A 23,046-nucleotide genomic window follows, 5' to 3' on the forward strand; every position below is an offset into this window, starting at 1 on the left:
ACAAATCTGTGGCCGTTCTCTTTTTATAATGTGTTTTATACTTAATCTTCCATATAAATCCCCATAGGGCTTTCCGGAATCACAAATTGAATTTCTCTTGGATGAATTTCTTTTTCCTCACCTGTAGAGGCTATAATACCAAAATCAGACGCAATCAATCCCTGCAAACCATAATAGAGTATGCCACTAGTATATTTCAGATTCATGGTAATTGGCAGTTGATAGGATTTACCCGCAATCTCAATCTGACCTGTCAATAGAAGCGTTCGCGGATTCACAAAACCTTCAAAACCACGGGTTTCGGATGGTAGATAAGCAAACATATGTACTTCTTCTGATTGGTCAGGATGAAAAATAAAGTTAAAGAGTGAAACCAGAAGTGAGCTATTAGGTTTGGGAGATATATTAGCAACCATCAGAACAAATTCAAACCGTTTAAGCCGGTTATTATATCTACCTTTAATCTCAGGAGCTGTAAACAAGTAGTTCTTCTTCCCATCAGATATGCTAATGAGCATAGGGTTACTTCCTGTAAACTGCATACTCTGCGCCTTTACTTCTGGCAATAGACCAAGCAGCATGAAAAAGAAGAGATAAAAGTAGTGTTGTTTCATATGTGTAAGGAGCTAAATGTAACCTTATGTAAAATACGAAATCTATGAATAGATGCAAGGCGTCAAGTCCATAATTTTGATAAAACTTTCTGATTACTAGATAGTTTATAGAAAACTGTAGCTAAACAACAATACAGGGCTGTTGCAATGAAACTTTATAAAATAATATGCCTGAAAGCAAATGCCACATACAGAATAAAGGAGAAAAATGAGGCGGGGATAAATAAGGTCAATTGGCCCCCACTACAATAGTTTTTGTTGAATTATCTGCATAAATGTAACACGGTACTTCTCGCTTATTGGCAATCTGGTTTCATGAATATAAATATGATTGTCTTCAATCTTGTGAATGGTGTGAATATTTACAATATAAGAGTTGTGGATGCGATGAAAATATTCAGGAAGGATATCTTCCAATTCCTTCATACGTTTATAAACAATATGTTTTTCCTGCTCTATGTAAAAAATAACGTAGTCTTTTAATCCTTCAATGAACAAAACTTGTCTCAGGTCTATTTTTACAACAGACTTTCCCGTTTTTACAAACACACTTTCTGTGTCTGCTTCCGTTTCACTAGGAGATGTAACTGGAGAAGAGTCTTTTGAAAGAGCAATTATCTTGGTAATTGCTTTCATGAATCGTTCGAATGTAATGGGTTTGAGTAGGTAATCAATTGCATTCTTTTCATAGCTCTCAATAGCATATTGGGTATAAGCTGTTGTGAAGATAACTTTCTGCTGTTTGTCAAGTAAATCGGCAAAAGCCATACCTGTAATATGAGGCATATTGATATCCAAAAAAATGAGATCTACTTTATGAAGATGCATAAAGTCCAAAGCCTCCATCGCATTGTAACAGGTCTTTTCTAAAGTCAGAAAAGGTACTTGTTCAATGTAATCACACAATAACTGAACAGCTAGGGGTTCATCATCCACTACCAGGCATTTAATTTTCATCTTTTTTGTTTTGAAGGTATGTGAGAAGATAAAGTGAGTTGTTTCTATGAAGCATCCTGCAATGGTATCTGAAGAATAGCTGTAAACTGACCTATATCAGATTGGGTAGTTAATGTGTGGTTGCCATTATAAATCATTTCCAGGCGTTTTTTGAGATTTTTCAGCCCTAATCCTTTTGTGTTGGACGATTGAGGCCAGAGGCTATTGGTAACTTCAAACCGGACATAATTAGTCTCAGTATGCAGTTTCATTTTTGCCCAGCTCTTCGATTGTGTTTTGTCAATACCATGTTTGAAGACATTTTCCACTAATGGCATTAATAACATAGGAGAGACCAGCACTTCTTCTTTTAAGCCATCCAGACATAATTCTATTTGTACAGGATAGGGTATCCGGATTTTTTCTAACTCAATATAATCCTTAATAAACTCAACCTCTATAGAAAGAGGAACCTTTTCCTTAGGAGCTTCTTCCAGAAAATAGCGCATCATATCAGATAGCTTGGCAATCATTACAGTCGTCTTCTCTGACTTGCTGTGAGCCAGATAATAAATATTATTCAGGGTATTAAATAGAAAGTGAGGTTGGACCTGCGATTTAAGCAAGTTCATTTCTGCCATTAACTGCTGTGTGCGAATTTTTTCCTGTGTTTGCAATAACCAGGTATAGTTCATTGCGATGCGTAATAGTATCCCAAATAGCGAAGCTAGAAATTGAGTGACAAATACAAAGGCCCAATGGCTCAGATTAAATCCGTAAAACTGGTGATACGTCAGATTCAGATATAATACCCAATATTCGGTAAACATCCGCAATGTCACTAACAGTATAAGTATAAGGAGAGACACAATGATATATCTGATATAAACCCCTTTCCGAAAGTAGACAGTCAGAAGCCAGTTGCTTTGTGTGTAAACAGCCAGAATATAAAAGAAAGTATAAATGGACGCTCGCGCAAGGCCATACATCCAATCTTCCCACTTCTGAATGCTATAAAGCATAAGAAATAAGTATAAAATGATCCAGGCTGCGACTTGCAACAGCTTTATGTTTATAGAAGGAGGTCTCATCTTGGGTGTTTTCAATGTGTCAAGTTCGTGAAACTTTGCTCTCTTCCACCTTTTTTTCGGCCACAGCCCCTTTTTTTTCGACATTTCTCCATTTTGGCTAATGATCTAAAATAGAATCTCAATTATCTAAGAAAGTGGTAAGAGAAAAAAAAGGCTTATAAAATTGCATAACCATTTGATAAACCTATGAAACCTCACCACATTTTTCTTTGGATAGTAGTGTATTTTTGGATAGATGCTTCTATCGGCCAGACACATGTTGTAGCACCTGACACAATTTCTACCAATGATGTTTTTGGACTGGCTCTTAATGCAGATCAGACAGAAGCCTTTTGGGTGAAATCATGGGGCGGGCGAGACAGTCTCATGATTCTTACTTCCCATAAAGTCAATAATCACTGGAGTACTCCTCAACCTGCTCCGTTTTCAGTCACCACACGTAAATTTAAAGATATTGATCCTTTCTTTGCGCCAGATGGCAAAACGCTTCTTTTTAATTCAAACCGATTTAATGATCCTAAAAACTTTGATATATGGATAGTTAAAAAACAAAAGAATGGTTGGGGCGAACCATCCTCATTAGGAAAGGTTATCAATTCCGATTCTTCCGATTTTTATGCAACAATGGCATCCAATGGAAATATATACTTTACTTCCAATCGGGATGGAGGATACGGAAAAACAGATATCTATGTAGCTACACAGGATAAGGGTAAATATAACAAACCTGTCAATCTAGGTAACATTGTGAATACTGCTGGATTTGAGTCTAATCCATATATATCACCCAAGGAAGATTTTCTGATTTTTCTGGCAACGGATCGAAAAGATGGATATGGCGATTCTGATTTATACATCACCTTTAAAAAAGAAACAGCTTGGACAATACCCCAAAACCTGGGCAATATAATAAATACTACACACGGAGAGTTTTGTCCTTCTATGTCATCTGATGGCAACTATTTCTATTTCTCTCGTGTAAAGAGAGGAAAAAAATTGGAGGAGAATATTTATCAGATCGAACGGAAAGAGTTACAACTGGAGACGTTAAGAAAACAAGCACATTAATGCTAAGAACCAATGAAAACAGGCTGAAAATGGTATTGCTTTGTAGGCTATCTGTTATAATAACTTCTGTTGAACTATCTGCATAAATGCTGTGCGGTATTTCTCACTTATTGGTATCCGAACCTCCTGAATGTAAATATGGTTATCTTCAATCTTATGTATTGCATGAATATTAATGATATAGGAATGATGAACACGTTGAAAATAATCAGGGAGGCTGTCTTCCAGTTCTTTCATACGTTTATAGACGAGTATTTTGCTGTCCTGTGTATAGAGAGAAACATATTCCTTCCAGCCTTCAAAATACGAAATACTATCATATTCAAGCCGGAGAAATTGTTTGCCAGACTTTACAAAGAAGTAATCAGTGTCAGAATTAACTTGAGGAGTACCTGTTGACAGATAACCGGAATGCAACTTGGCTATCGCTTGCGAGAAACGTTTGAATGTAATGGGTTTGAGCAGGTAATCAATTGCATTCTTTTCATAGCTCTCAATAGCATATTGGGTATAAGCTGTTGTGAAGATGATTTTTTGTCCTTTAGATAAAAATTCTGTTAACTCCATTCCTGAGATACCAGGCATATTGATATCCAGAAAGATTAAATCGACCTGATGTGTTTGAAGGTATTCCAGGACTTCCGCAGCATCATAACATTGATGTGAAAGTGTAAGAAATGGTATCTGACGAATGTATTCTTGCAGTAGGTTTACTGCGTTGGGCTCGTCATCAACAATCAGGCAGGTAATATTCATGGTTTAGGAATACTAAGTGAAGCAATAAAATAGTCGTCAGATACCTTGGCAGAAAGTGTAAAGCGGTTAGGGAAAATCAGTTCCAGTCGATCCTTGAGATTGCGCAAGCCAAACCCGCCTTCTGATGATAAAGTGGTTTCCTTTAACAACGTGTTTCTTACTGTAAAATGGAGTGTTTGTTCTTTTTCGATCAATTCGATCACCACTTCATTTGTATCATTTTTTTTATTGATACCATGCTTAAATACATTTTCGACAAAGGGCATCAAAAGCATAGGAGGAAGGAGATAATCAGTAGATACACTACTATTGATAGTTATTTGTATTGGGTAGCGCATCCGAATCTTTTCCAACTCAATGTAGTGATGAATAAACTGCATCTCTCTGGAGATAGGAACTAAGTCTTGCGGGCAATCATCTATAAAATACCGCATCACCTCCGATAGCTTTTCGATAAGATAGGCAGTTTTAGGAGATTCCTTGTAGGCTTCATAATAAATATTATTGAGCGTATTAAATAGAAAGTGAGGTTGTATCTGTGATTTGAGGAGGTTAAGTTCTGTCTGGTATTGCTTTGCTTTAAGCTCTTCCTGGACTTTTCGAAGAGCAAAATAATTAAGAGCTATCTTAAAAATTATGCTGATACAGAGTGTCAGAAATGTGGAAAATGCCGCATAAGCTATATGTGCAAAAGTATATTGAAAGAAGCTTTCCTTCCAGATTTTGAAATATAGTTCCTGGTATAGAAATACACGCAGGCTAACTACTGCTACAAAGAATATAAACAAGGCAAGTGCATAGTATCCAGGCTTTTGTTTCTCATACAGCCAGGGAATCAGAAGATACGCATTACCATAAATGATTACTATGTAAAAAGAGATAGATACCAAGGGATTAATGAGGGCAGTATGGATAGGGTCTTGAGGCAGAAGATAGAGTACACTGATACAATAAAATAATATCCAGGCTATAATCTGGATCCAGTGTAGAGGAAGTGAGGTAATACTACGTGACATGAATAATAGTTTCAGACGGGTAAAAATAATGAGAATACCATCTATATCCAGTATGTTTTTAACCATTGGAAGTATTTATTCAACGGTTTGGTCTTTATCAGACAACCTCTAAAGCATATGTCTTCTCTAAAGAGCAGATATTCATGGGAAACGGTTGAATCAATACTGGTAATGGTTGAATAAAATTGTCAGGGAGTATGAGACCATGCATATTGCCTGTGTTTCACTCTTACTAACCATTTATATCTATGCTACGCTTTTTTGCTACTACACTATGTATAGTATTATCCCATATGTATTCTGTTTGGGCTCAGACAGATACTATTGATGTGAAAAACAAAAAATTACTTATCCGCCAGCTTAAACCAACTAAAAGGCAATACATGGTTTATCTTAAAAATCCTCAAAAGAACAATCTGATTACCAATGTATCATTATGGACAAGAGAAGTCTCATTCCAGAAAGATATGGTAGTGATTAGTCAGCAATGGTCAGGGCAGGATACATTGACAAACCGAAAACTTTGGTCTTTGTGTAAGAAAGATAACTTTGAGCCTGTATATCATTACACTTACATGCCAAAGATGGGTGTAGCTGCATTTAATTTTGGAGAGAAACAAATTACAGGAGCAGATAGTGTTGCCAATAATACAAAAAAAGATTTTCAGGTTGCATTAAAGCATCCTACCTTTAACTGGGAACTGGATCTGGAAACCTTTGAAATGTTACCTCTGGGAATAGGCAAAACTTTCATCATTGATTTTTATCACCCAGGTGGGTCTCAAACACCTGCTTATTATACATATAAAGTAACAGGCAGTGAAAAATTAGAAGTGAGTACAGGAAAAGAAACAGATTGTTGGATGTTACGCATTGATTACAATGCAGATAGTTACGCTACTTTCTGGATCACAAAACAAAACCCGGAAGTGTTAAAGATGGAAGAGTTCTATAAGGGTATCTATCGATATAAGGTAAAGCTGGCCACTAGTATATAAAATAAACATAGAGGATATCTATAAGTGATGTCTATTTGAAAAGAAATAGCTGGATCTGAACATACAGCTCAGATCCAGATAAACTTTTCTACTCTTCAGTTCTCACAGTGGCTGTATTATTAATGATTCTTCCAAAGAAAAGAGCATTCATAAATAGTTTGTTGGTGCCAAACCAGAATGCACGAAAATTAGGATTGTCATCAAACAAAATAACCTTACCGTTTCCGGAAGAATTGACAAGTATGGAGCCTGCATTACTAAACTGCTTCAGATTTTGTTTAGAAATATAGCCACTCAGCAGTGGATTGGCCGTATACTGTCCTGGAGTGGCATAGGGGTTCTTCGCCTTTTCCATAAATACGGTATTGTCTTTGAACACAGGAATTGTTTCTTCTTTGTATCCAAATGCGAGTGGATGGCTACGGTCCAGACGTATTTGAAATATACTACCCACAATTTCCTGTGCCCGTGAGTACTCATCCAGAAAAACATAGGGTTTGTTACCTGTAGAGTCGCTAGGTATTTTCTTTAATTTTACATTAGCTAGTCCATTGGATACTGCCCAGGGAATAGCCTCAGACATAGCAACCAGAGTTCCGCCATTTTGTACCCACCGTTTAAGATTTGAGAGAGCATTTCCTGTTAGTCCATTGTAATTTCCACCAGATAGTATAATCGTATTGTACTTCTCAAAATCTACTCGGTTACTATAACTCAGATCAACAATGGCAGGAGGCATATTATAGCGTTGATCAAGCAGATGCCATACCTCACCTGCATCTGTAGCAGTGACCCCTATACCAACCAATAACATAGCCTTTGGATCCGTGACAGCTGCAAAGTTACTACTTCCAAAGTCAATACCCGTTGGCGTCAGGCCAGTTGAAATACCTGTTATATCCAAGCCATCTCTTTTCGCGAAAGCTTGCATATCTGCTAGGATAGCTTCCTGTGATTGACTTTGTAGGCCTACAGGAATTAGGATCGTACCATAATCAAATGTCTGTGTTTTTCCTTCTATAACACTTGTAAAAGGTTTAGTTGCTACACGTATCTGATATCCTTTTTTTAGAAGTTCATTGACGGTACGGGGTGCATAATAATTATCCCAGGCAAATACATACCCATATATATTTTTATCACCGACTACTTTTCCTTCAGGAAAACTGATAGTTGTTAACTTTTCACCCACACTAGCTGTTTTTGCTTCCGCATAGGGCATATTGAAAGCAAGTGGTAGTGAGAATGCAGAAATATCATAGAATAAACTGTCTTCAAAAGTAGTTCGCTTTTCAAACATTGCCTTTACCAGACGGTATTGTGGCTGATTGGCTGGAATAAAATAAGAAGTTTCTGAGGTAAAGGTTTTACCCTCTGCACTTATATTATTTTTTAGGGGGTATACTTCTACTTTCTGTTGCAGCAAAATTCGCAGCATTTCATAATTTCTGGCTTTGTCATATTGATTCCCAAATATATATCCTGAAGCAGCTTTGCTTTCATTGGCCACACCTCGATAAAAATCCCGTTGAAAGTTCAGCAGGTCAATACGTAGTGAACGTGCTGCTGCTAAAGTAGATTGCATAGTAGTGAACTGATTGCGGATAGTAAAAGGAAAAGATAATACACCATTTACAGTTTCCTGTGCATGACCACGTGAACTAGCCTGCTCAAAAAGAATACCTATACAGCCTTGTACATCCGGATAGGTAGATCCTTTACCATAATAAAAGTCGTCATAGTTTTCTTCTGTAAAATAGAGAGAACCCAATTTATCCAGTGCTTTTGCATGAAAAGTACCTATCTTTTGAGTTAACTCCTGATTAATCTTAGGTGTAAGAGGATGGACTCTGCTTTGAACCCCTGGCTGAAAGAAAAATGTACTGTTTGCTCCCATCTCATGGTGATCCGTCAAAATATTGGGTTTCCATTCCTGAAATTTTGTAGCACGTCCCTTACTTTCCGGATGTTGGACATATAACCAGTCCCGATTGAGATCAAACCAATAATGATTGAATCGACCCCCTGGCCAGGTTTCATTGAATTCTCGGCTACTAGGATCTGTCATTAGTGTTTTACTTTTATTTGTATTAGCCCAATGTGAAAACCGTTGAAGACCATCCGGATTAAATGCCGGATCGACTAGGATTACAGTTTCGTTTAGTAGAGAATCTATTGAAGGTCCTTGGGCCGCTGCCAGGTAATAAGTAAGTAATAGCATAGCATTGGAACCACTAGGTTCATTTCCATGTACACTAGCTCCAATCCAAACTACTACGGGCATTCTACTTACATCCAATGAGCTTGACTGAGATGCATCGGAAAGTTTGAGATGATCTGATTTTATTTTATCCAGATTTGTTCTGTTAGAAGACCCGGTTACAGTAAGTAAGATAGATGGACGTCCTTCATAGGAGCGGGCATAGATTTCTAGTGTCATCCGATCCGAAATCCGGTCTACTTCACGTAAATAGCTTACTAATTGATCATGTGATACATGCCATTCACCTACTTGCCAACTGAAAAAGGATTCAGGTGTAGGAATTTCTGAATTATAAGAAACATGCTGAGGAAGGTAATAGGACAATGACAGCTTTTCCTGTGAATGTGCAACGAGAAATGTAAGAAAAGAAGATACAAGAAATAGAATTTTCTTCATGTTTGTGTTGATGGTTAGGTCTGAGAGGGAGTGAATATAGTAATTTATCCATAAAAGCGAGAGGCGCTTCTGAAGAAAAGCGCCTCTCATTTGGTAAATACTATTTTATAGCTATTTTAACAGTTTTGTAACACCCTCTAGTACATGAGTAGCCCATTGCTGATACATCTTTCCTGAAAAATGTAGCTGATCACTGGCAATCAGATTTTTGTCTGTGGCAGCTGTGCGGGATAAAGGCGTGATGTCAAAAAAGAAAATACCTGCCTTCTTACACTCTTCCTGACAAACTGCATTGAATGAATCTATCTCCTTAGCTACTTGCTGTCTATCCCGACTTTCACCTGAAGGTGTTACTCCCCAATCAGGTATAGAAAGAACAAAAACGTGCTTTGGATTACCTTTGGCAAAACGAACAGATGTTTTTAATAATTCTTGTAATTCTTTACGATAGCGTTCAGTACTTTGCCCTCTATATTGATTATTTACGCCAATTAAAAGCGATACCAGATCATAAGTCTTTGTATTGCCACTCTTTGTAATAGCATTTGCCAGTTCTTCTGTTGTCCAGCCAGTTTGGGCTATGATATCCGGATTATTGACTGGTACTCCTTTTTGACGAAGCATCTCTGCCAGTTGTACACTCCATCGTTCATTCTCTGCAACACTCTCCCCAATAGTATAAGAATCACCTAATGAAAGAAACGATAATTCTGTAGAAGAAGAAGGTTTCTGCATAATAGAAGCTTGGAAGTTAAGTGGTTGCTGACAAGATAAGTAAACGGCAAGAATACATAATGCAATAAGTATATTGCAGATATTTCTATAACTTCTCATACTGAGATAAATTTAGTAACGTTCTCTAGCCATCTCTCGCGATACATCACGTGATTTAATATCTTCTCGTTTGTCATATAGTTTCTTTCCTCTTGCCAGAGCAATCTCCATCTTAGCTAACCCTCTATCGTTTATGAATAAGCGCAGAGGAACGATTGTTAGTCCGTCGTCCAGTTTATTTTCGAGTTTGCGCAGTTCATTCTTTTTCATTAACAACTTTCGTTCTCTAAGAGGATCATGATTGTAATAGGTGCCTTCACTGTATTTTGAGATATTCATATTCTTAATGAACAATTCATTGTCGTGAAAATAACAATACGCATCCTGTAAGTTTACCTTCTGCTGACGGATTGATTTTATTTCTGTACCTGTCAGCATAATTCCTGTTACATACGTATCCAGGAACTGATATTCAAATGAAGCCCGTTTATTTTTTATATTAACAATCTTCTCGATTTTTTCTTTTGCCATAGTTTACTTTTCAATTTTAAAGATAGTATCTACTATCTTTTGCAAAATTAGTATCTTTTTTAAGAGAAATGGGCTATTTACTTTAGAATATACATAAGTCACCTCTCTTCCTCAAAAAATTACTGAGCTCAATGTTTGTTGGAGAGCAATAAAAATATTCTCATAAAACTTTACTTATTGTATATAATACACTTTATTTGTCGCATTATTCTATTTTACTTTTACACTATTATTTTAGTTCTATATACCTATGAAAACGGCTTTTCTCATCATTGATGCACAATACGACTTCTGTAACCCTAATGGCGCATTATATGTTCCAGGTGCACAAGAGGATATACAACGTTTAAGTCACTTTATTACCACTCATTCTGATAAGATAGACGCAATTTATGCCACACTGGATACACATCCCGTTAATGATATTTCCCATCCTTCTTTCTGGGCAAGCCCGGAAGGTCAGGAACCTGCACCCTTTACATTGATTAAAGCCGAAGATGTAAAGTCAGGAAAATGGACGCCACGTTTTAATCTGGTACAGGTTTTAGACTATCTGGAAAAATTAGAGGCTCAAAGCGAGTTTATCCATTGTATCTGGCCAGAACATTGTTTGCATGGTTCACGAGGCGCTGCATTGGAAGACTCTCTTTTAGAAGCATTGCGTCATTTTGCACACACAGGTAAAGAGTATCATACGATAGAAAAGGGGACAAATCCAATGACAGAGCATTTTGGTATCTTCAAAGCGCAGATTCCAATTGATGGGGCCCCAGAAACACAACTCAATACTAAACTTATTAATGAATTGCTGGCATATGACCAGATATTCCTTTGTGGTGAAGCAAAATCCCATTGTGTTGCTACCAGTTTGAAACAAGTAATTCAGTATGCTCCGGAACTAGCTAAGAAGTTTGTTATTATCGATGATATTATGTCTGATGTAACAGGATTTGGCTATCTGGGAGATCCTATCTATGCAGAAGCGAAGGCGGCTGGTATCCCATTTATACAATCCTCTGAGATACTATTATAGTATTACTTCATACTAAACAAAAAAACTCGACTGCAAGCCGAGGTTTTTTGTTTATCCAAACGAGGAAGAAATTATTGTTGTTTTCCGTAACGTTTGTTGAATTTCTCGATACGACCAGCAGTATCCACCAATACATTTTTACCTGTATAGAAAGGGTGAGACTGTGAGCTTACCTCTATTTTGATTACAGGGTACGTATTGCCATCTTCCCACTGAATAGTTTCTTTGGAAGTCATAGTTGAACGGGTCAGAAATTTATAATCTGCTTGCTGATCCCAGAATACAACCGGATGATAATCAGGATGAATATCTTGTTTCATAATTTTATTGTTGGATTACTTATTTGCAAATGCTTTTAAAAGTTATCTGGCTTTTATTCTTAAACTAAACGCAATCGGGTCAGATAAGTCCCCAAAAACGGGCTGCAAATATAGTAATAAAATTAATCGCTACTTATTTTTATCGTATTTATTTTATTTTGGATCTGCACTTTTAGCCTGAATATCTGTTATGATGTAATACAGATTGTCAGCAATCTGAAAATCCTCTATTTTCCCTTCAAAAGTAAGAGTCTGCCATTCTTTGGTAGGTTGTATAGTCTGGAAGATAAGTTTTTCATCTTTATCCTTTGTACAGGCTATCTTTACAGGCATTGCAAAATCTGCTACATCTGCAGTCCATTTTACGCGAAGTTCTATTTCTTTCCGGCTTGTTTGAGTAAGCACACAATTCAATGTAGGAGGAGATAGATATTTCAGGTATTGATTAAAGAAAGCGTTGAAGTTTTTACCTGTTTTTTGATTTATATAATTAACAATATCCTGTGTATGTACCTGTTTTAATCTCATATCCTGCTGTATACCACGTAAAACATCAACCCATACGGAATCATTGTCAATGACATTGCGTAATGTATGAAGCATATTTGCTCCCTTAAAATAGATATCTGTTGTCTTATAATCTTCAAAATTTACATGTAAAGGTCCTAGCATCGGTTCTGTATTCTGTATCAGTGCAGATTGTCCTTTTACATATTTAAAGGCAGTTTCTTTACCATATATTTCTTCTACAAACAAAGCTTCAGCATAGGTACAAAAAGATTCATTGATCCACATTTCCCCATGGTCTGCCATACTCACATTATTACCCCAATATTCATGTCCCGTTTCGTGAATAATAATGTAGTCAAAGTTAAGACCAACACCGGAAAGATCTTTGCCTTTGTATCCTGGCAGATAGTCATTGCCATAAGCAATAGCACTCTGATGTTCCATTCCCAGATAAGGTGTCTCAACTAACGCATATCCATCATTCCAGAAAGGATATTTACCAAAATACTTTTCATACGCTGCAAGCATAGGTTTAACCTGTTTAAACTGCTTTTCAGCTTTTCCTCTGTTATAAGGCATTACATAATAATCCAATGCAAGAGTTTTGCCATCTTTTGACTGATAGGTATCTGTCATATGCTCATAGTTTCCAATATTTACCGTTACATTGTATGTATTTATTGGATAATGAACACGCCAGTCGAACCGGGCATAGCCTCCACGTAGATAAGCCATCTGTTTTAGATTTCCATTACTGATACATTGTAAATCAGACGGAGCTTCTATACTGATATACATACTATCTGGTTCATCAGACAAGTGATCTTTACAAGGCCACCACAGACTGGCACCAGCACCCTCGCAGGCTACTGTAACCCAAGGCTTGCCAACTTTATCCTTTACCCAGATAAATCCGCCATCCCATGGTGGATTTTTGGCAACACGAGGTTTACCAGCATAATGAATAACAATCGAATCCAGTGTGCCTTTGCGCTGTGTTTCTGTAAACGTTACAAAAACAGCATTGCTATCCCGCTTAAAAGAAAGAGGCTTTCCATGATAGGTAATAGCACTTATATGCATATTCTTATACAGATCAACCTGAATAGTCTTGAAGTCTGATTCTGCCCGATAGGCAAGGATATTATATCCGCCAACGGTACTATCTTTAGGATTTACGCGTAAATTCAAATGATAGAAGAATACATCATAACAGCTTCTACGAGGACTTAGATTACCTCGTAAGCTATCATAACGCGTAAAATGCCAGGGAGATGTGTTCACTGGTTTCGGTTTTGCCTTAGGTTTAGTTTGTCCCTTAGCAGGTTTTCCGGAATTCTGCGCTTGTCCGTAATATCCAACTACAAAACAAAAAAACAGCAGGCTGAAAACTCGTAAATTTAACTGCATAAGCAATTGTTTTTCTGGTTAAAATATAACAGTGTAGAAAGGTAAAAAAATTAGCCTAAGCCATCGTTCATGATTAAAAGCTAAGCGCTTCTAATCCAACTAATAATGCAATACAAAGTTCCTGTATCATTCTGCCTTTTCCAAAGATCTCTGGAAAGTGAAGAGTAAGAAAGTAGATGATTATAAAAAATATGATAGGAAAGAATGTAGCTATATACATCTTTCGAATAAAAAGTAAAAGAAAGGAAATAAAATTACACTTGTTTTTCTGTGAAAATATCTATTGCTTTTTAGAAGGAAATACTTTATATCTAAAATAGGTGTGACTTTCAGACGTAAGAAAAATGGTAAAATAGTTCTAGTGAGTGGAACTTAATTTATTCTATCGCAGTAAACTGATCTTCAGTTTCATGAGGGGAGATTTTCAGTACATGGGCCAAAACCAAAAGTACCAAAGTTCGGGAAGCAATAGTTCGGGAAATATTGGCAGCCTCCATAAATTGACTTACTGTGATATATGGATTTGCTCCCAGATATTGCATAAGTATTTTTTCTTTGTCGCCATATTGAAAACGTATGTTACGCTGTTTTCTTTCTCCTTTCAGAACTTCTCTTACTTCTTTGCTTGCCTGTATGCTCTTGTCTGCTAACCGCACGTAGGCCTTTCCAATGTTGTTAGTTATATCGTGTATTACATAATGAGGTTTTTCATTACTGGGAGGGATAGTCAATACCAATACATGTCGCTCTTCTCCAACAAGAATGCGGTATGTTTGGTAACTAATAGGTGGGTGACAATATTTTTCAATAGCTCTTGTCAGGATATATTCTTCTTCATCTACAAATTTCACTCCTTTGATCTGTTTATCATCGCTGATGCCAACCAGAAGGTTTCCTCCTTCTGAATTTGCAAATGCTACAATTTCCCTGACAATTTTATCTGGATGAGCAGCTTTAAGCTTAAATTCAATATTCATCCCTTCGCCCTGCTTAACCAAGGCTTTCATAGTGGCGAAGTCCATTGTTTTCAGATAAAAATAAAAGGAAAAGACTTATAGTTAGTCATTTTCCTTTATGTATAACCTAGTTAGTATATTAATTCTTTTGACTGGCGCGGAAAAGTTTCTGTTTTTCTTCTTTGGTTAGGCTTTCATAGCCTGATCGATTAATTTTATCCAGAATAGCATCAATCTCATCGTCATCCGGAGTGCCACTATAGGTAGGGGAAGTCGCTTTAGTGGTAACAGTAGTAGTACTACGATAAGTGACTTTCATTTTAGGTTTACTCTGAAATAAACTTTTTACCCATTCTAAAAATCGACTAATAGGGCGTCCCAGATCATTCCCATTATTTAGTTGGGTGATAAATAAAAATCCCATCAGCCCTCCACCCAGGTGAGCAATATTCCCCCCCATGTTTTCACCATTTACAGCAAGGCTTATATAAGATGTAATTATATAAAAGCCAGCTATGTATTTGATTTTGACAGGACCAAGAAGAAACAGGAAGAATGTATAATTAGGCATTAAGGTTGCTGCACCAACTACAACGGCATAAACAGCCCCTGATGCCCCCAATAACTGGCTATTTGAAAAACCGGGGATGAGATTGGCTAGAATCAGATAGGAGATACCTCCAGCAAACCCTCCGAGTATATACAAGTTAACTAATCTGCGACTTCCCAGATATTCATCTATTAGTTTTCCAAACCAATAAAGGAATAACATATTAAATAAAATATGGAATGGTCCTTCCAGGCTATGGACAAAAAAGTAGGTAATTAAAGTCCAGGGATGAAAAAGGAATTTTTTAATATCGCCTGGCAGATATAGATTTTCTTCCAATAACATGAAATACTCACGTTTATCTGCTACCTTAAAAATCCAGAAAAGAGTAACCATTACTAAGAAAATAACCACATTGATGAGAATAATCTGCACCAATCCATTATTTTGCTTACGAAACGCATTTTTAAAATCATCAACAATGCCGGTCATAGTCGTTGTGTCAATGTGCCAGAATGCACAGATACAAGTTATTGCTTAATTCTCAGAACAAAAATAGAATTTTAAAATCAAAAATTGCTAAAAGCAATGAATCCTATTTAATAAAAGCGTTGTCGGTCTGTTCCCCAAAGTTTTACAAGGATAAATCCAAATAACATGCCACCCAAATGGGCAAAGTGAGCCACATTATCACCTTCTGTACGGTGTATACCTGAATAATACTCATAGATACCATACAAAAGTACAAAATACTTTGCTTTGATTGGAATTGGCAAAAACAAAAATAGTAGTTCAGTATTTGGAAAAAGCAGGGCAAATGCAGCCATAATGCCAAATAATGCACCAGAGGCTCCAACTGTGCCCAGGTTAGGGTTATTCAAGTATTCATCAATTTGATCCCTAACAAATTTCTTACCTAGCTGAATATAGTCTGGATTATTGGGATCTTTATCAAACTTGTCCAGAAACTCCATTGTGAACCTTTGTGAAAGCAAATGTTCATTTTCACTCGTAAATGTGGAAAGATTTGAGGCCGTAGGTTCCATCAAATATACATTGGCCGCTTTCTCCATCCTGACAACTTCATAATAATTTATTCCATTATGAATTAGCCCTGCTCCGATACCTGTGATGAGATAAAATATCAGAAATCTGGATGGTCCCCATACTCGTTCCAACATTGGGCCAAACATTACCAACCCAAACATATTACTGAATATGTGTCCGAGACCTCCATGGAGAAAGATATAGGTTACAAGCTGAAATGGAATAAAGTAGTTGGATAAGAAAGGATAAAGTGCAAATTTAGGTATCAGGTCAAAAAGTCCCTGAAGGAAGAATATTACAATAGTTATGAGTAAGAGATTTCTTACCATTGGTGTGATAGAAAAGCCCATCGTATATAATCAAGGTTGTAGTATTAGAAATGTCTGAATACAATAATCGCTAAAAAAATAATAATGTAAAGAAAAACAAGCAGGTATATATATAAATACCTGCTTGTTTTTCTTATTTAGTGAAGAAGCTTCCTATTTTGTCCAGTGTTAAGATCACCAGTGTTGGCGTGCCATCCGGTGCGTAATTAGGATTAGATGAGGCAAACAATTGAGTTATTAGGGTCTGCATTTCTATAATTGTAAGCTTATGGCCATGTTTTATTGCAGAACGCTTGGCAAGTGAGCGTGCAATATTTTCCCTACGCCCCAGATTCAATTCGGATTGATGCCATTTGAATTGTTCAATAAGACCCTCCAGTACTTCTTTTTCCTGACCATCTGGAATCTCAGCTGGAATACCCTGTATGGCAATAGTGTTTCGCCCAAGGATTCCAATCTCAAAGCCCAGGTGTTTGATCTCATCTGTAATTTCCATAATAAGCTCAAAATCCGGAGAGCTAAGCTCAACAACTTTAGGAAACAAAAGTTGTTGACTTGTTGCATTACGCTTACTAAGCGTATTCAAGAATTTCTCATACAGAATACGTTCGTGAGCTGCTCTTTGGTCTATCAACATCATACCATTGGATACTTGTGATACAATATAGCTGTTGTGCATCTGATATGCCAACCCTTCATTTTCAAGACGCTCAGATGACGAAGATATTGTATCTCCTGGCAATCGGTTGACTTTACTTTCAAGTGTAAGAACAATCTGTTCAGGCTCCTCCTGTTTTACCTGTTCTTTCGGAAATGCTTCCTGAAAGTCTTTGTACAGTACTGACCAGTTTTTCTGATTGTTCTGTCTGCGCAGATCACTTTCAATAGTAATGAAATTTACATTATCCTTTTCAGAACTACTAGTAGTACTATTGGTACTACTGCTTGCTTTGGGTGGATTAGAAAAGAGATTGGTTGATGATGGATGGCTACTTGCGTTCTTGTTTTCTGTGACAGGTGTAGAAAACATAAAGCTGGTACTTTGGTCAAAGTCCAAAGTAGGAGATAAATGATGCATTCCCAGTGCTTTACGTATAGTGGACTGCACTACTGCATAAATAGCCCTTTCATCATCAAACTTTATTTCAGTCTTGGTAGGGTGTACATTGATATCAATATGAGCAGGGTCTATTTCAATAAACAAGGTATAAAAAGGATAACTTTCATCTGCCAATAAACCTTCATATGCAGTCATAATTGCATGATGAAGGTAGTTATGCTTAATAAATCGTTTATTTACAAAGAAAAACTGTTCTCCACGTGTTTTTTTGGAAAACTCAGGTTTACCTATGTATCCTGTAATAGTTACATAATCAGTACCTTCCTGACAGGAGATAAGCTGATCACGATACGATTTTCCAAATAAATTAACAATTCGTTGACTTAGCTTTCCTGCAGGCAGATTGTATGTTTCAAGATCATTCTGATACATGGTGAATGAGATCTCAGGATGAGCCAGAGCTACATGCTGAAATTCATCCAGAATATGTCGCATTTCAACAGCATTTGATCGCAGAAAGTTGCGACGGGCAGGAACGTTAAAAAATAGGTTTTTTACCTGAATATGAGTACCTACAGGTGTACTGACAGGTTCCTGAGCTTTAAGATCAGAAGCTTCAATACGTATCATTGTTCCAATCTCTGCCTGAGCTTGTCGGGTGCGTAATTCAACCTGAGCCACGGCAGCTATTGATGCCATGGCTTCTCCACGAAACCCCATAGTACGGATTGCAAACAAATCATTCGCCTGGCGAATCTTGGAGGTTGCATGACGTTCAAAGCACATACGTGCATCTGTCTCTGTCATGCCAATCCCATCATCGATAACCTGAATCGAAGTTCTCCCTGCATCTTTTACAATTAGCTGGATATGTTTTGCCTGTGCATCAATCGCATTCTCCAATAATTCTTTGACTACTGATGCCGGGCGTTGTACTACTTCTCCGGCAGCTATCTGATTAGCAATAGAGTCGGGTAGCAGTTTAATGATATCATTCATAAAGATAGTACATAAAAAAGACGTGGCAGAATCACATTTTTTCGATTGACAAACTATCTGATCTAATGGCACTTACTCTCCAGATCTTCAATATATTTATCTTTCAGAATAGCTATTACATTTTATTGTCATCTGCTATTTCATAACTATAATGCAAAAATGCGCATATTTTTCGGGAGTAAAAAGAGAAGTTAAAAGTTCAGTTGATAGTCATATGTATGTATCTGACTATCTGCTAAGAATGAATTTTTCTGAAAATGAGAACCAAATTAATGAAGTTTTACTTGTTTTATTGACTTTTTACATACATACCTATACAAAGTAGATAGAGATCTCACTGAAAAACGCTACTTTTGCGTTAATAATTCAAAGGTTTTATAAAAACTTTGTGAGACTTTGCCCTTTTATTGCTGATCTGGGTTACGGATATAAAGCAATAAGGAGATTATAAAGTGGAGATGAGTTTAAACAACTTTTTTATAAACCATAAGAATACTGCTCTCAGCCGAAACTTTCTTATCCATTCACCGTTTACAATTTCAGAACTGTCGTGCTGATTACATTACCAAGAACCGCATCATTGGATTTGAATTTCCTTAAAGTGAAGGCATTGAAGCCTGTTTTCCTGAAAAAGATCTTAGTCGCCATATTGTTTTCTTCGCTGATCCTGTTCTCTGCAACAACAGTTCGGAAAGAAACAATAAAGCCACAGATTCCCTATAGCGAGAAAGAACGCCAATGGGTAGATAGTGTATTTAATGCTCTCACACCTGATGAACGCTTAGGACAATTGTTCATGGTGGCAGCTTATTCAGATAGCGCAAAAGCTGATATCAAGGGCATTGAAACACTGATTAATACCTATCATATAGGTGGTATTATCTTTTTTCAGGGTACCCCTCTGGCACAGGCCCAACTTACTAATCACTATCAATCTTTAGCAAAAGTGCCTCTGCTGATAGGAATGGACGCAGAATGGGGACTTTCTATGCGTCTGGATAGTACGGTAAGATTTCCATATGCTATGACACTAGGGGCGATACGTAGTAATGAAACTATTCTTCGTATGAGTGCAGAAGTTGCTCGTCAGTGTAAAAGATTAGGTGTACAGATTAATTTTGCTCCTGTTGTTGATATCAATAGTAACCCCCGAAATCCTGTTATTGGTTATCGTTCTTTTGGAGAGGATAAACTGAATGTAGCTGCTAAAGGAGTTGCCTACCTGCGAGGTTTTCAGAGTAATAGTGTTTTGGCAGTTGCCAAACATTTTCCCGGACATGGAGATACTGATGCAGATTCTCATCAGTCACTGCCTGTTTTGAATAAGACATTGGATCAGTTGGAGCAGCAGGAGTTGTTTCCCTTCAGACGTCTTATTCAGGATACACTACGTGGTTTAATGGTGGGACATCTGGCTGTTCCTTCTTTTGAAAAAGGAAAGATCATACCCTCTACTCTGTCAAAAGCAGTAGTGTCAGACTTATTAAAAGAACAGATTGGATTTCCAGGATTAGTATTTACTGATGCCTTAAATATGAAAGCTGTAACTAAGCTTTACAAGCCTGGCGATATTGAAGCAATGGCAATTCAGGCTGGAAATGACGTCTTATTATTTCCTGAAAACGTACCGGAAGCAGTTGCCAGAGTGAAGAAAGCATTAAAAGGAAAAAATTCATTGCAGAATGACGTAGATACTCGTGTAAAGAAGATACTTGCTACCAAATACTGGACTGGATTGCATGTTCGCAAACCAATAGAAACCGAATCACTGAATAGCGATTTAAATAAACCAGAGATCCAGGCAATTAACGAAGAGTTATACGAGCAGGCAATTACAGTTGTAAAAAATACCAATACACTTGTTCCACTAGTTCATTTGGATACAACAACATTTGCGTGTGTATCCATTGGTTTGCCAAAAGGAAATACATTCCAGGAAATAGTTGGCAATTATGCTACTGTTGCAAACTATGCTATTGCAGATAAAGACACATCTGAAGTTGCATTGCAAAAGATGATAAAAAGGTTGAGTCAATACAAAGTTGTAATTATTAGTTTGCATGATTTGAATAATCTGCCTGGGCAAGGATATGGGATACGTGCCTCTTCCCGTAGTCTAATAGAACGGCTTCGAACAAAAACGAATGTAGTATTAGCCGTTTTTGGAACTCCATATAGTCTTAAATATTTTGACAAAATAAATACACTGCTTTGTGCCTACGAAGACAATGAGATTACCAGACGTTTGGTTCCTCAGGTTTTATTTGGGGCATTAGGTGCCACAGGTCGTCTGCCTGTAACTGCAAGTGAGGTATTAAAAGTTGGAACAGGTGTTATCACAACGTCCATTGCCAGATTGGGATATTCAGTCCCTGAACGGGTTGGCATGAAAGGTGAAACATTGGAGATAATAGACAAAATATGTTTACGTGCCATTGAAGATCATACAATGCCAGGATGTCAGGTATTGGTAGCCAAAGATGGAAAGGTGATTTTTGATAAGGCCTATGGATATATGACGTATGATACCTTGGAACCTGTAAGTAAACATACTATCTATGACCTTGCTTCCGTGACGAAAGTATCCGCAACGCTACAGGCTATTATGTTCTTACATGAAAGGCGCATATTAGATGTCAATGAGAAGGTATCTGCTTATTTGCCAGAGTTGGTTGGGACAAATAAAGAAAATATCCTGGTTAGAGATGTACTAATGCATCAGGCAGGTTTAGTTGCTTTTCAGTCTCACTGGGATCGTACAATTACCCGTCAGGGATGGTTACCGGAATACTATAGTCCTGAGAAATCAGATAAGTTTAATGTAGAGGTCACACCTGGAATGTATGGAACAGCATTTATGAGAGATTCTATCTGGAAATGGACTATTGGCTCACGTTTGCTGCATAAGCCAGCTTTTCAGGAAAAATATAATTTTGAGTATAGTGATGTGAGCTTTTATATTCTACATAAGATAGCAGAACGACTACTAAATCAGCCCATTGATCAGTTTTTAAAGCAAAATTTCTATGATCCACTGGGAGCAGATGAGTTGTTGTTTAATCCTCTTTGTACATATGGACAGGACTGTATTGCGCCCACAGAAAGAGATGTATACTTTCGCCGCACTCTGATTCGGGGAACTGTTCATGACCAGGGGGCTGCCATGATGGGTGGAGTGGCTGGACATGCGGGATTATTTGGTACTGCAAATGATCTGGCTATACTTATGCAGATGAATCTGCAAAAAGGCTATTACGGAGGAAGACGTTATTTTCAGGATAATACATTACCTACTTTCACGAGATCTTATAATAAAGGCAATCGAAGAGGATTAGGATGGGATAGACCCAGAAATGATGGTGGAGGCAGTGTATCAGAATTTGCTTCCAAAAATTCTTTTGGACATACAGGCTTTACAGGTACAATTGTATGGGTTGACCCTGATGAAAATCTGGTATACATATTTCTTTCTAATCGTGTATATCCTAATCCTGAAAATAATAAACTGGCAAGATATGGTATTCGGAAAAGAATCCAGGATTGGATATATAAGTCTATTTCCAATTACCAGATTCAGACAGCGAGTATCAAGCAATAGAATTGTTTTTTATGAAACCCTCAGTAACAATAGAATATTGTCCCAAATGTGGTTGGCTGTTACGGGCAGCCTGGATGGCACAGGAATTACTGACAACTTTTTCGGAAGACCTTGGACAGGTCACATTACGTCCAGGAGAAATAGCAGGTAGATACCTTGTTTTTCTGAACGATGAAGTGATTTTTGACAGAAAACAAGCGGGTCATTTTCCGGAGCCTAAAGAACTTAAACAACTCATTCGGGATAAAGCCTTTCCTGATAAATCTCTTGGTCACTCAGATTCTAAAAGTGTCAAATCATAATTTTGATCTTATTCACAGTAAAAAATACCATGCACAGTTTATGTATGGTTTTTTTATTTGACTTGTTCCTCATTTTATATAGGTGCTATTCCTGTGCCTTGTTTTACTTTCTTTCTATTACAGTTAGTTCATCGTAAACGACACGCTTACAGACTCAATAAGGCAGTATGTTGTGTATACACCGCCTATGGAGGAAAGTGCCTTTATGCATGTATTTTCTTGCAGTGAGTTCCGCTCAAAAAATGTTTTGCCATGAATAATGTGCAAGAGTGAAAATGACCGGAATTCAGATTAAAATAAAATCTGCTGTGAATAATATGCAAGCTCTTCATTGATCAGACAGCATGCCTGCCCTTCACGAAAAAATCTCTTGCTTTGAATAATACGCAAATCAGCAATTATCATTGATGGTAGTTGCATTTGTTTTCTACAGATCTATGATTAGTATACCTAGAGATTTTATTCTGTAATTGTTCATACAACTCCAGC

The 23,046-nt window shown here is 37.2% G+C and carries 19 protein-coding genes; 5 read left to right on the forward strand and 14 right to left on the reverse strand.

Translation table 11 applies throughout. The features are described from left to right. Positions 1 to 41: 41 nt before the first annotated feature. From QNI15_RS19770 to QNI15_RS19780, 3 genes are all read right to left on the reverse strand, one after another. The gene (locus tag QNI15_RS19770) at positions 42 to 614 is read right to left on the reverse strand and encodes a hypothetical protein (protein WP_314033151.1); all 573 of its coding nucleotides are present in this window, start codon (positions 612 to 614) and stop codon (positions 42 to 44) included. Between the two features lie 243 nt (positions 615 to 857). Beyond that, positions 858 to 1,571: a LytR/AlgR family response regulator transcription factor gene (locus QNI15_RS19775; RefSeq protein ID WP_313990839.1), complete on the reverse strand. Its 714-nt coding sequence runs from the start codon at positions 1,569 to 1,571 to the stop codon at positions 858 to 860. 44 nt (positions 1,572 to 1,615) lie between these two features. After that, positions 1,616 to 2,572 (reverse strand): sensor histidine kinase, encoded by a 957-nt coding sequence (locus QNI15_RS19780; RefSeq protein ID WP_313990837.1) that lies wholly within the window; start codon positions 2,570 to 2,572, stop codon positions 1,616 to 1,618. 255 nt (positions 2,573 to 2,827) lie between these two features. On the opposite strand from QNI15_RS19780, the gene QNI15_RS19785 reads away from it, so the two are divergent. Next, positions 2,828 to 3,709, forward strand: coding sequence for a hypothetical protein (locus tag QNI15_RS19785; protein ID WP_314033152.1), 882 nt, complete (start codon positions 2,828 to 2,830; stop codon positions 3,707 to 3,709). A 54-nt stretch (positions 3,710 to 3,763) separates the two neighbouring features. Here the strand turns inward: QNI15_RS19785 and QNI15_RS19790 are convergent, their stop codons facing one another. Together QNI15_RS19790 and QNI15_RS19795 are read right to left on the reverse strand one after the other, a co-directional pair. Further along, a complete protein-coding gene (locus QNI15_RS19790; protein WP_313990833.1) occupies positions 3,764 to 4,465 on the reverse strand; it encodes a LytR/AlgR family response regulator transcription factor in 702 nt (233 codons plus the stop codon). Beyond that, on the reverse strand, positions 4,462 to 5,547 hold the full coding sequence (locus QNI15_RS19795; protein ID WP_314033153.1) for a sensor histidine kinase: 1,086 nt from the start codon (positions 5,545 to 5,547) through the stop codon (positions 4,462 to 4,464). The genes QNI15_RS19790 and QNI15_RS19795 overlap by 4 nt, the downstream gene beginning before the upstream one ends. A gap of 182 nt (positions 5,548 to 5,729) precedes the next feature. Here QNI15_RS19795 and QNI15_RS19800 point away from each other — a divergent pair, with 182 nt between their 5' ends. Next, the gene (locus QNI15_RS19800) at positions 5,730 to 6,479 is read left to right on the forward strand and encodes a DUF3108 domain-containing protein (protein WP_314033154.1); all 750 of its coding nucleotides are present in this window, start codon (positions 5,730 to 5,732) and stop codon (positions 6,477 to 6,479) included. A gap of 88 nt (positions 6,480 to 6,567) precedes the next feature. Here QNI15_RS19800 and QNI15_RS19805 read toward each other — a convergent pair whose 3' ends face one another. The 3 genes from QNI15_RS19805 to smpB all read right to left on the reverse strand — a co-directional run bounded on the left by QNI15_RS19805 (position 6,568) and on the right by smpB (position 10,443). Beyond that, positions 6,568 to 9,138 (reverse strand): M14 family metallopeptidase, encoded by a 2,571-nt coding sequence (locus tag QNI15_RS19805; protein ID WP_314033155.1) that lies wholly within the window; start codon positions 9,136 to 9,138, stop codon positions 6,568 to 6,570. A gap of 111 nt (positions 9,139 to 9,249) precedes the next feature. Next, positions 9,250 to 9,873, reverse strand: a complete 624-nt coding sequence (locus QNI15_RS19810) for an SGNH/GDSL hydrolase family protein (protein WP_314033156.1) — start codon at positions 9,871 to 9,873, stop codon at positions 9,250 to 9,252. A gap of 111 nt (positions 9,874 to 9,984) precedes the next feature. Next, on the reverse strand, positions 9,985 to 10,443 hold the full coding sequence (smpB, locus tag QNI15_RS19815; RefSeq protein WP_313978982.1) for an SsrA-binding protein SmpB: 459 nt from the start codon (positions 10,441 to 10,443) through the stop codon (positions 9,985 to 9,987). Positions 10,444 to 10,693: 250 nt separating this feature from the next. Between smpB and QNI15_RS19820 the strand changes: the two genes are divergently transcribed. After that, positions 10,694 to 11,476: a nicotinamidase gene (locus QNI15_RS19820; RefSeq protein WP_314033157.1), complete on the forward strand. Its 783-nt coding sequence runs from the start codon at positions 10,694 to 10,696 to the stop codon at positions 11,474 to 11,476. A 71-nt stretch (positions 11,477 to 11,547) separates the two neighbouring features. Here QNI15_RS19820 and QNI15_RS19825 read toward each other — a convergent pair whose 3' ends face one another. From QNI15_RS19825 to mutL, 6 genes are all read right to left on the reverse strand, one after another. Further along, positions 11,548 to 11,796: a type B 50S ribosomal protein L31 gene (locus QNI15_RS19825; RefSeq protein ID WP_313978978.1), complete on the reverse strand. Its 249-nt coding sequence runs from the start codon at positions 11,794 to 11,796 to the stop codon at positions 11,548 to 11,550. Between the two features lie 153 nt (positions 11,797 to 11,949). Beyond that, positions 11,950 to 13,716 carry a M1 family metallopeptidase gene (locus QNI15_RS19830; protein ID WP_313990817.1) on the reverse strand — a complete coding sequence of 589 codons (1,767 nt, stop codon included), beginning with the start codon at positions 13,714 to 13,716 and terminating at the stop codon, positions 11,950 to 11,952. Positions 13,717 to 14,093: 377 nt separating this feature from the next. Continuing rightward, positions 14,094 to 14,738, reverse strand: a complete 645-nt coding sequence (locus QNI15_RS19835) for an AlbA family DNA-binding domain-containing protein (RefSeq protein WP_313978974.1) — start codon at positions 14,736 to 14,738, stop codon at positions 14,094 to 14,096. A gap of 73 nt (positions 14,739 to 14,811) precedes the next feature. After that, positions 14,812 to 15,714 carry a rhomboid family intramembrane serine protease gene (locus tag QNI15_RS19840; protein WP_313990814.1) on the reverse strand — a complete coding sequence of 301 codons (903 nt, stop codon included), beginning with the start codon at positions 15,712 to 15,714 and terminating at the stop codon, positions 14,812 to 14,814. A gap of 107 nt (positions 15,715 to 15,821) precedes the next feature. Next, entirely contained in the window at positions 15,822 to 16,598 is a 777-nt protein-coding gene (locus QNI15_RS19845) for a rhomboid family intramembrane serine protease (protein ID WP_313990812.1), read from the reverse strand. 133 nt (positions 16,599 to 16,731) lie between these two features. Continuing rightward, on the reverse strand, positions 16,732 to 18,657 hold the full coding sequence (mutL, locus tag QNI15_RS19850) for a DNA mismatch repair endonuclease MutL (protein ID WP_314033158.1): 1,926 nt from the start codon (positions 18,655 to 18,657) through the stop codon (positions 16,732 to 16,734). A gap of 586 nt (positions 18,658 to 19,243) precedes the next feature. On the opposite strand from mutL, the gene QNI15_RS19855 reads away from it, so the two are divergent. Both QNI15_RS19855 and QNI15_RS19860 read left to right on the forward strand, forming a co-directional pair. Next, complete coding sequence (locus QNI15_RS19855; protein ID WP_314033159.1) at positions 19,244 to 22,255, forward strand: glycoside hydrolase family 3 N-terminal domain-containing protein; 3,012 nt, start codon at positions 19,244 to 19,246, stop codon at positions 22,253 to 22,255. 11 nt (positions 22,256 to 22,266) lie between these two features. Continuing rightward, positions 22,267 to 22,557 (forward strand): SelT/SelW/SelH family protein, encoded by a 291-nt coding sequence (locus QNI15_RS19860; RefSeq protein ID WP_313978963.1) that lies wholly within the window; start codon positions 22,267 to 22,269, stop codon positions 22,555 to 22,557. The last annotated feature ends 489 nt before the right edge of the window (positions 22,558 to 23,046 follow it).

Source organism: Xanthocytophaga flava (assembly GCF_030068545.1).
GTDB lineage: Bacteria > Bacteroidota > Bacteroidia > Cytophagales > 172606-1 > Xanthocytophaga > Xanthocytophaga flava.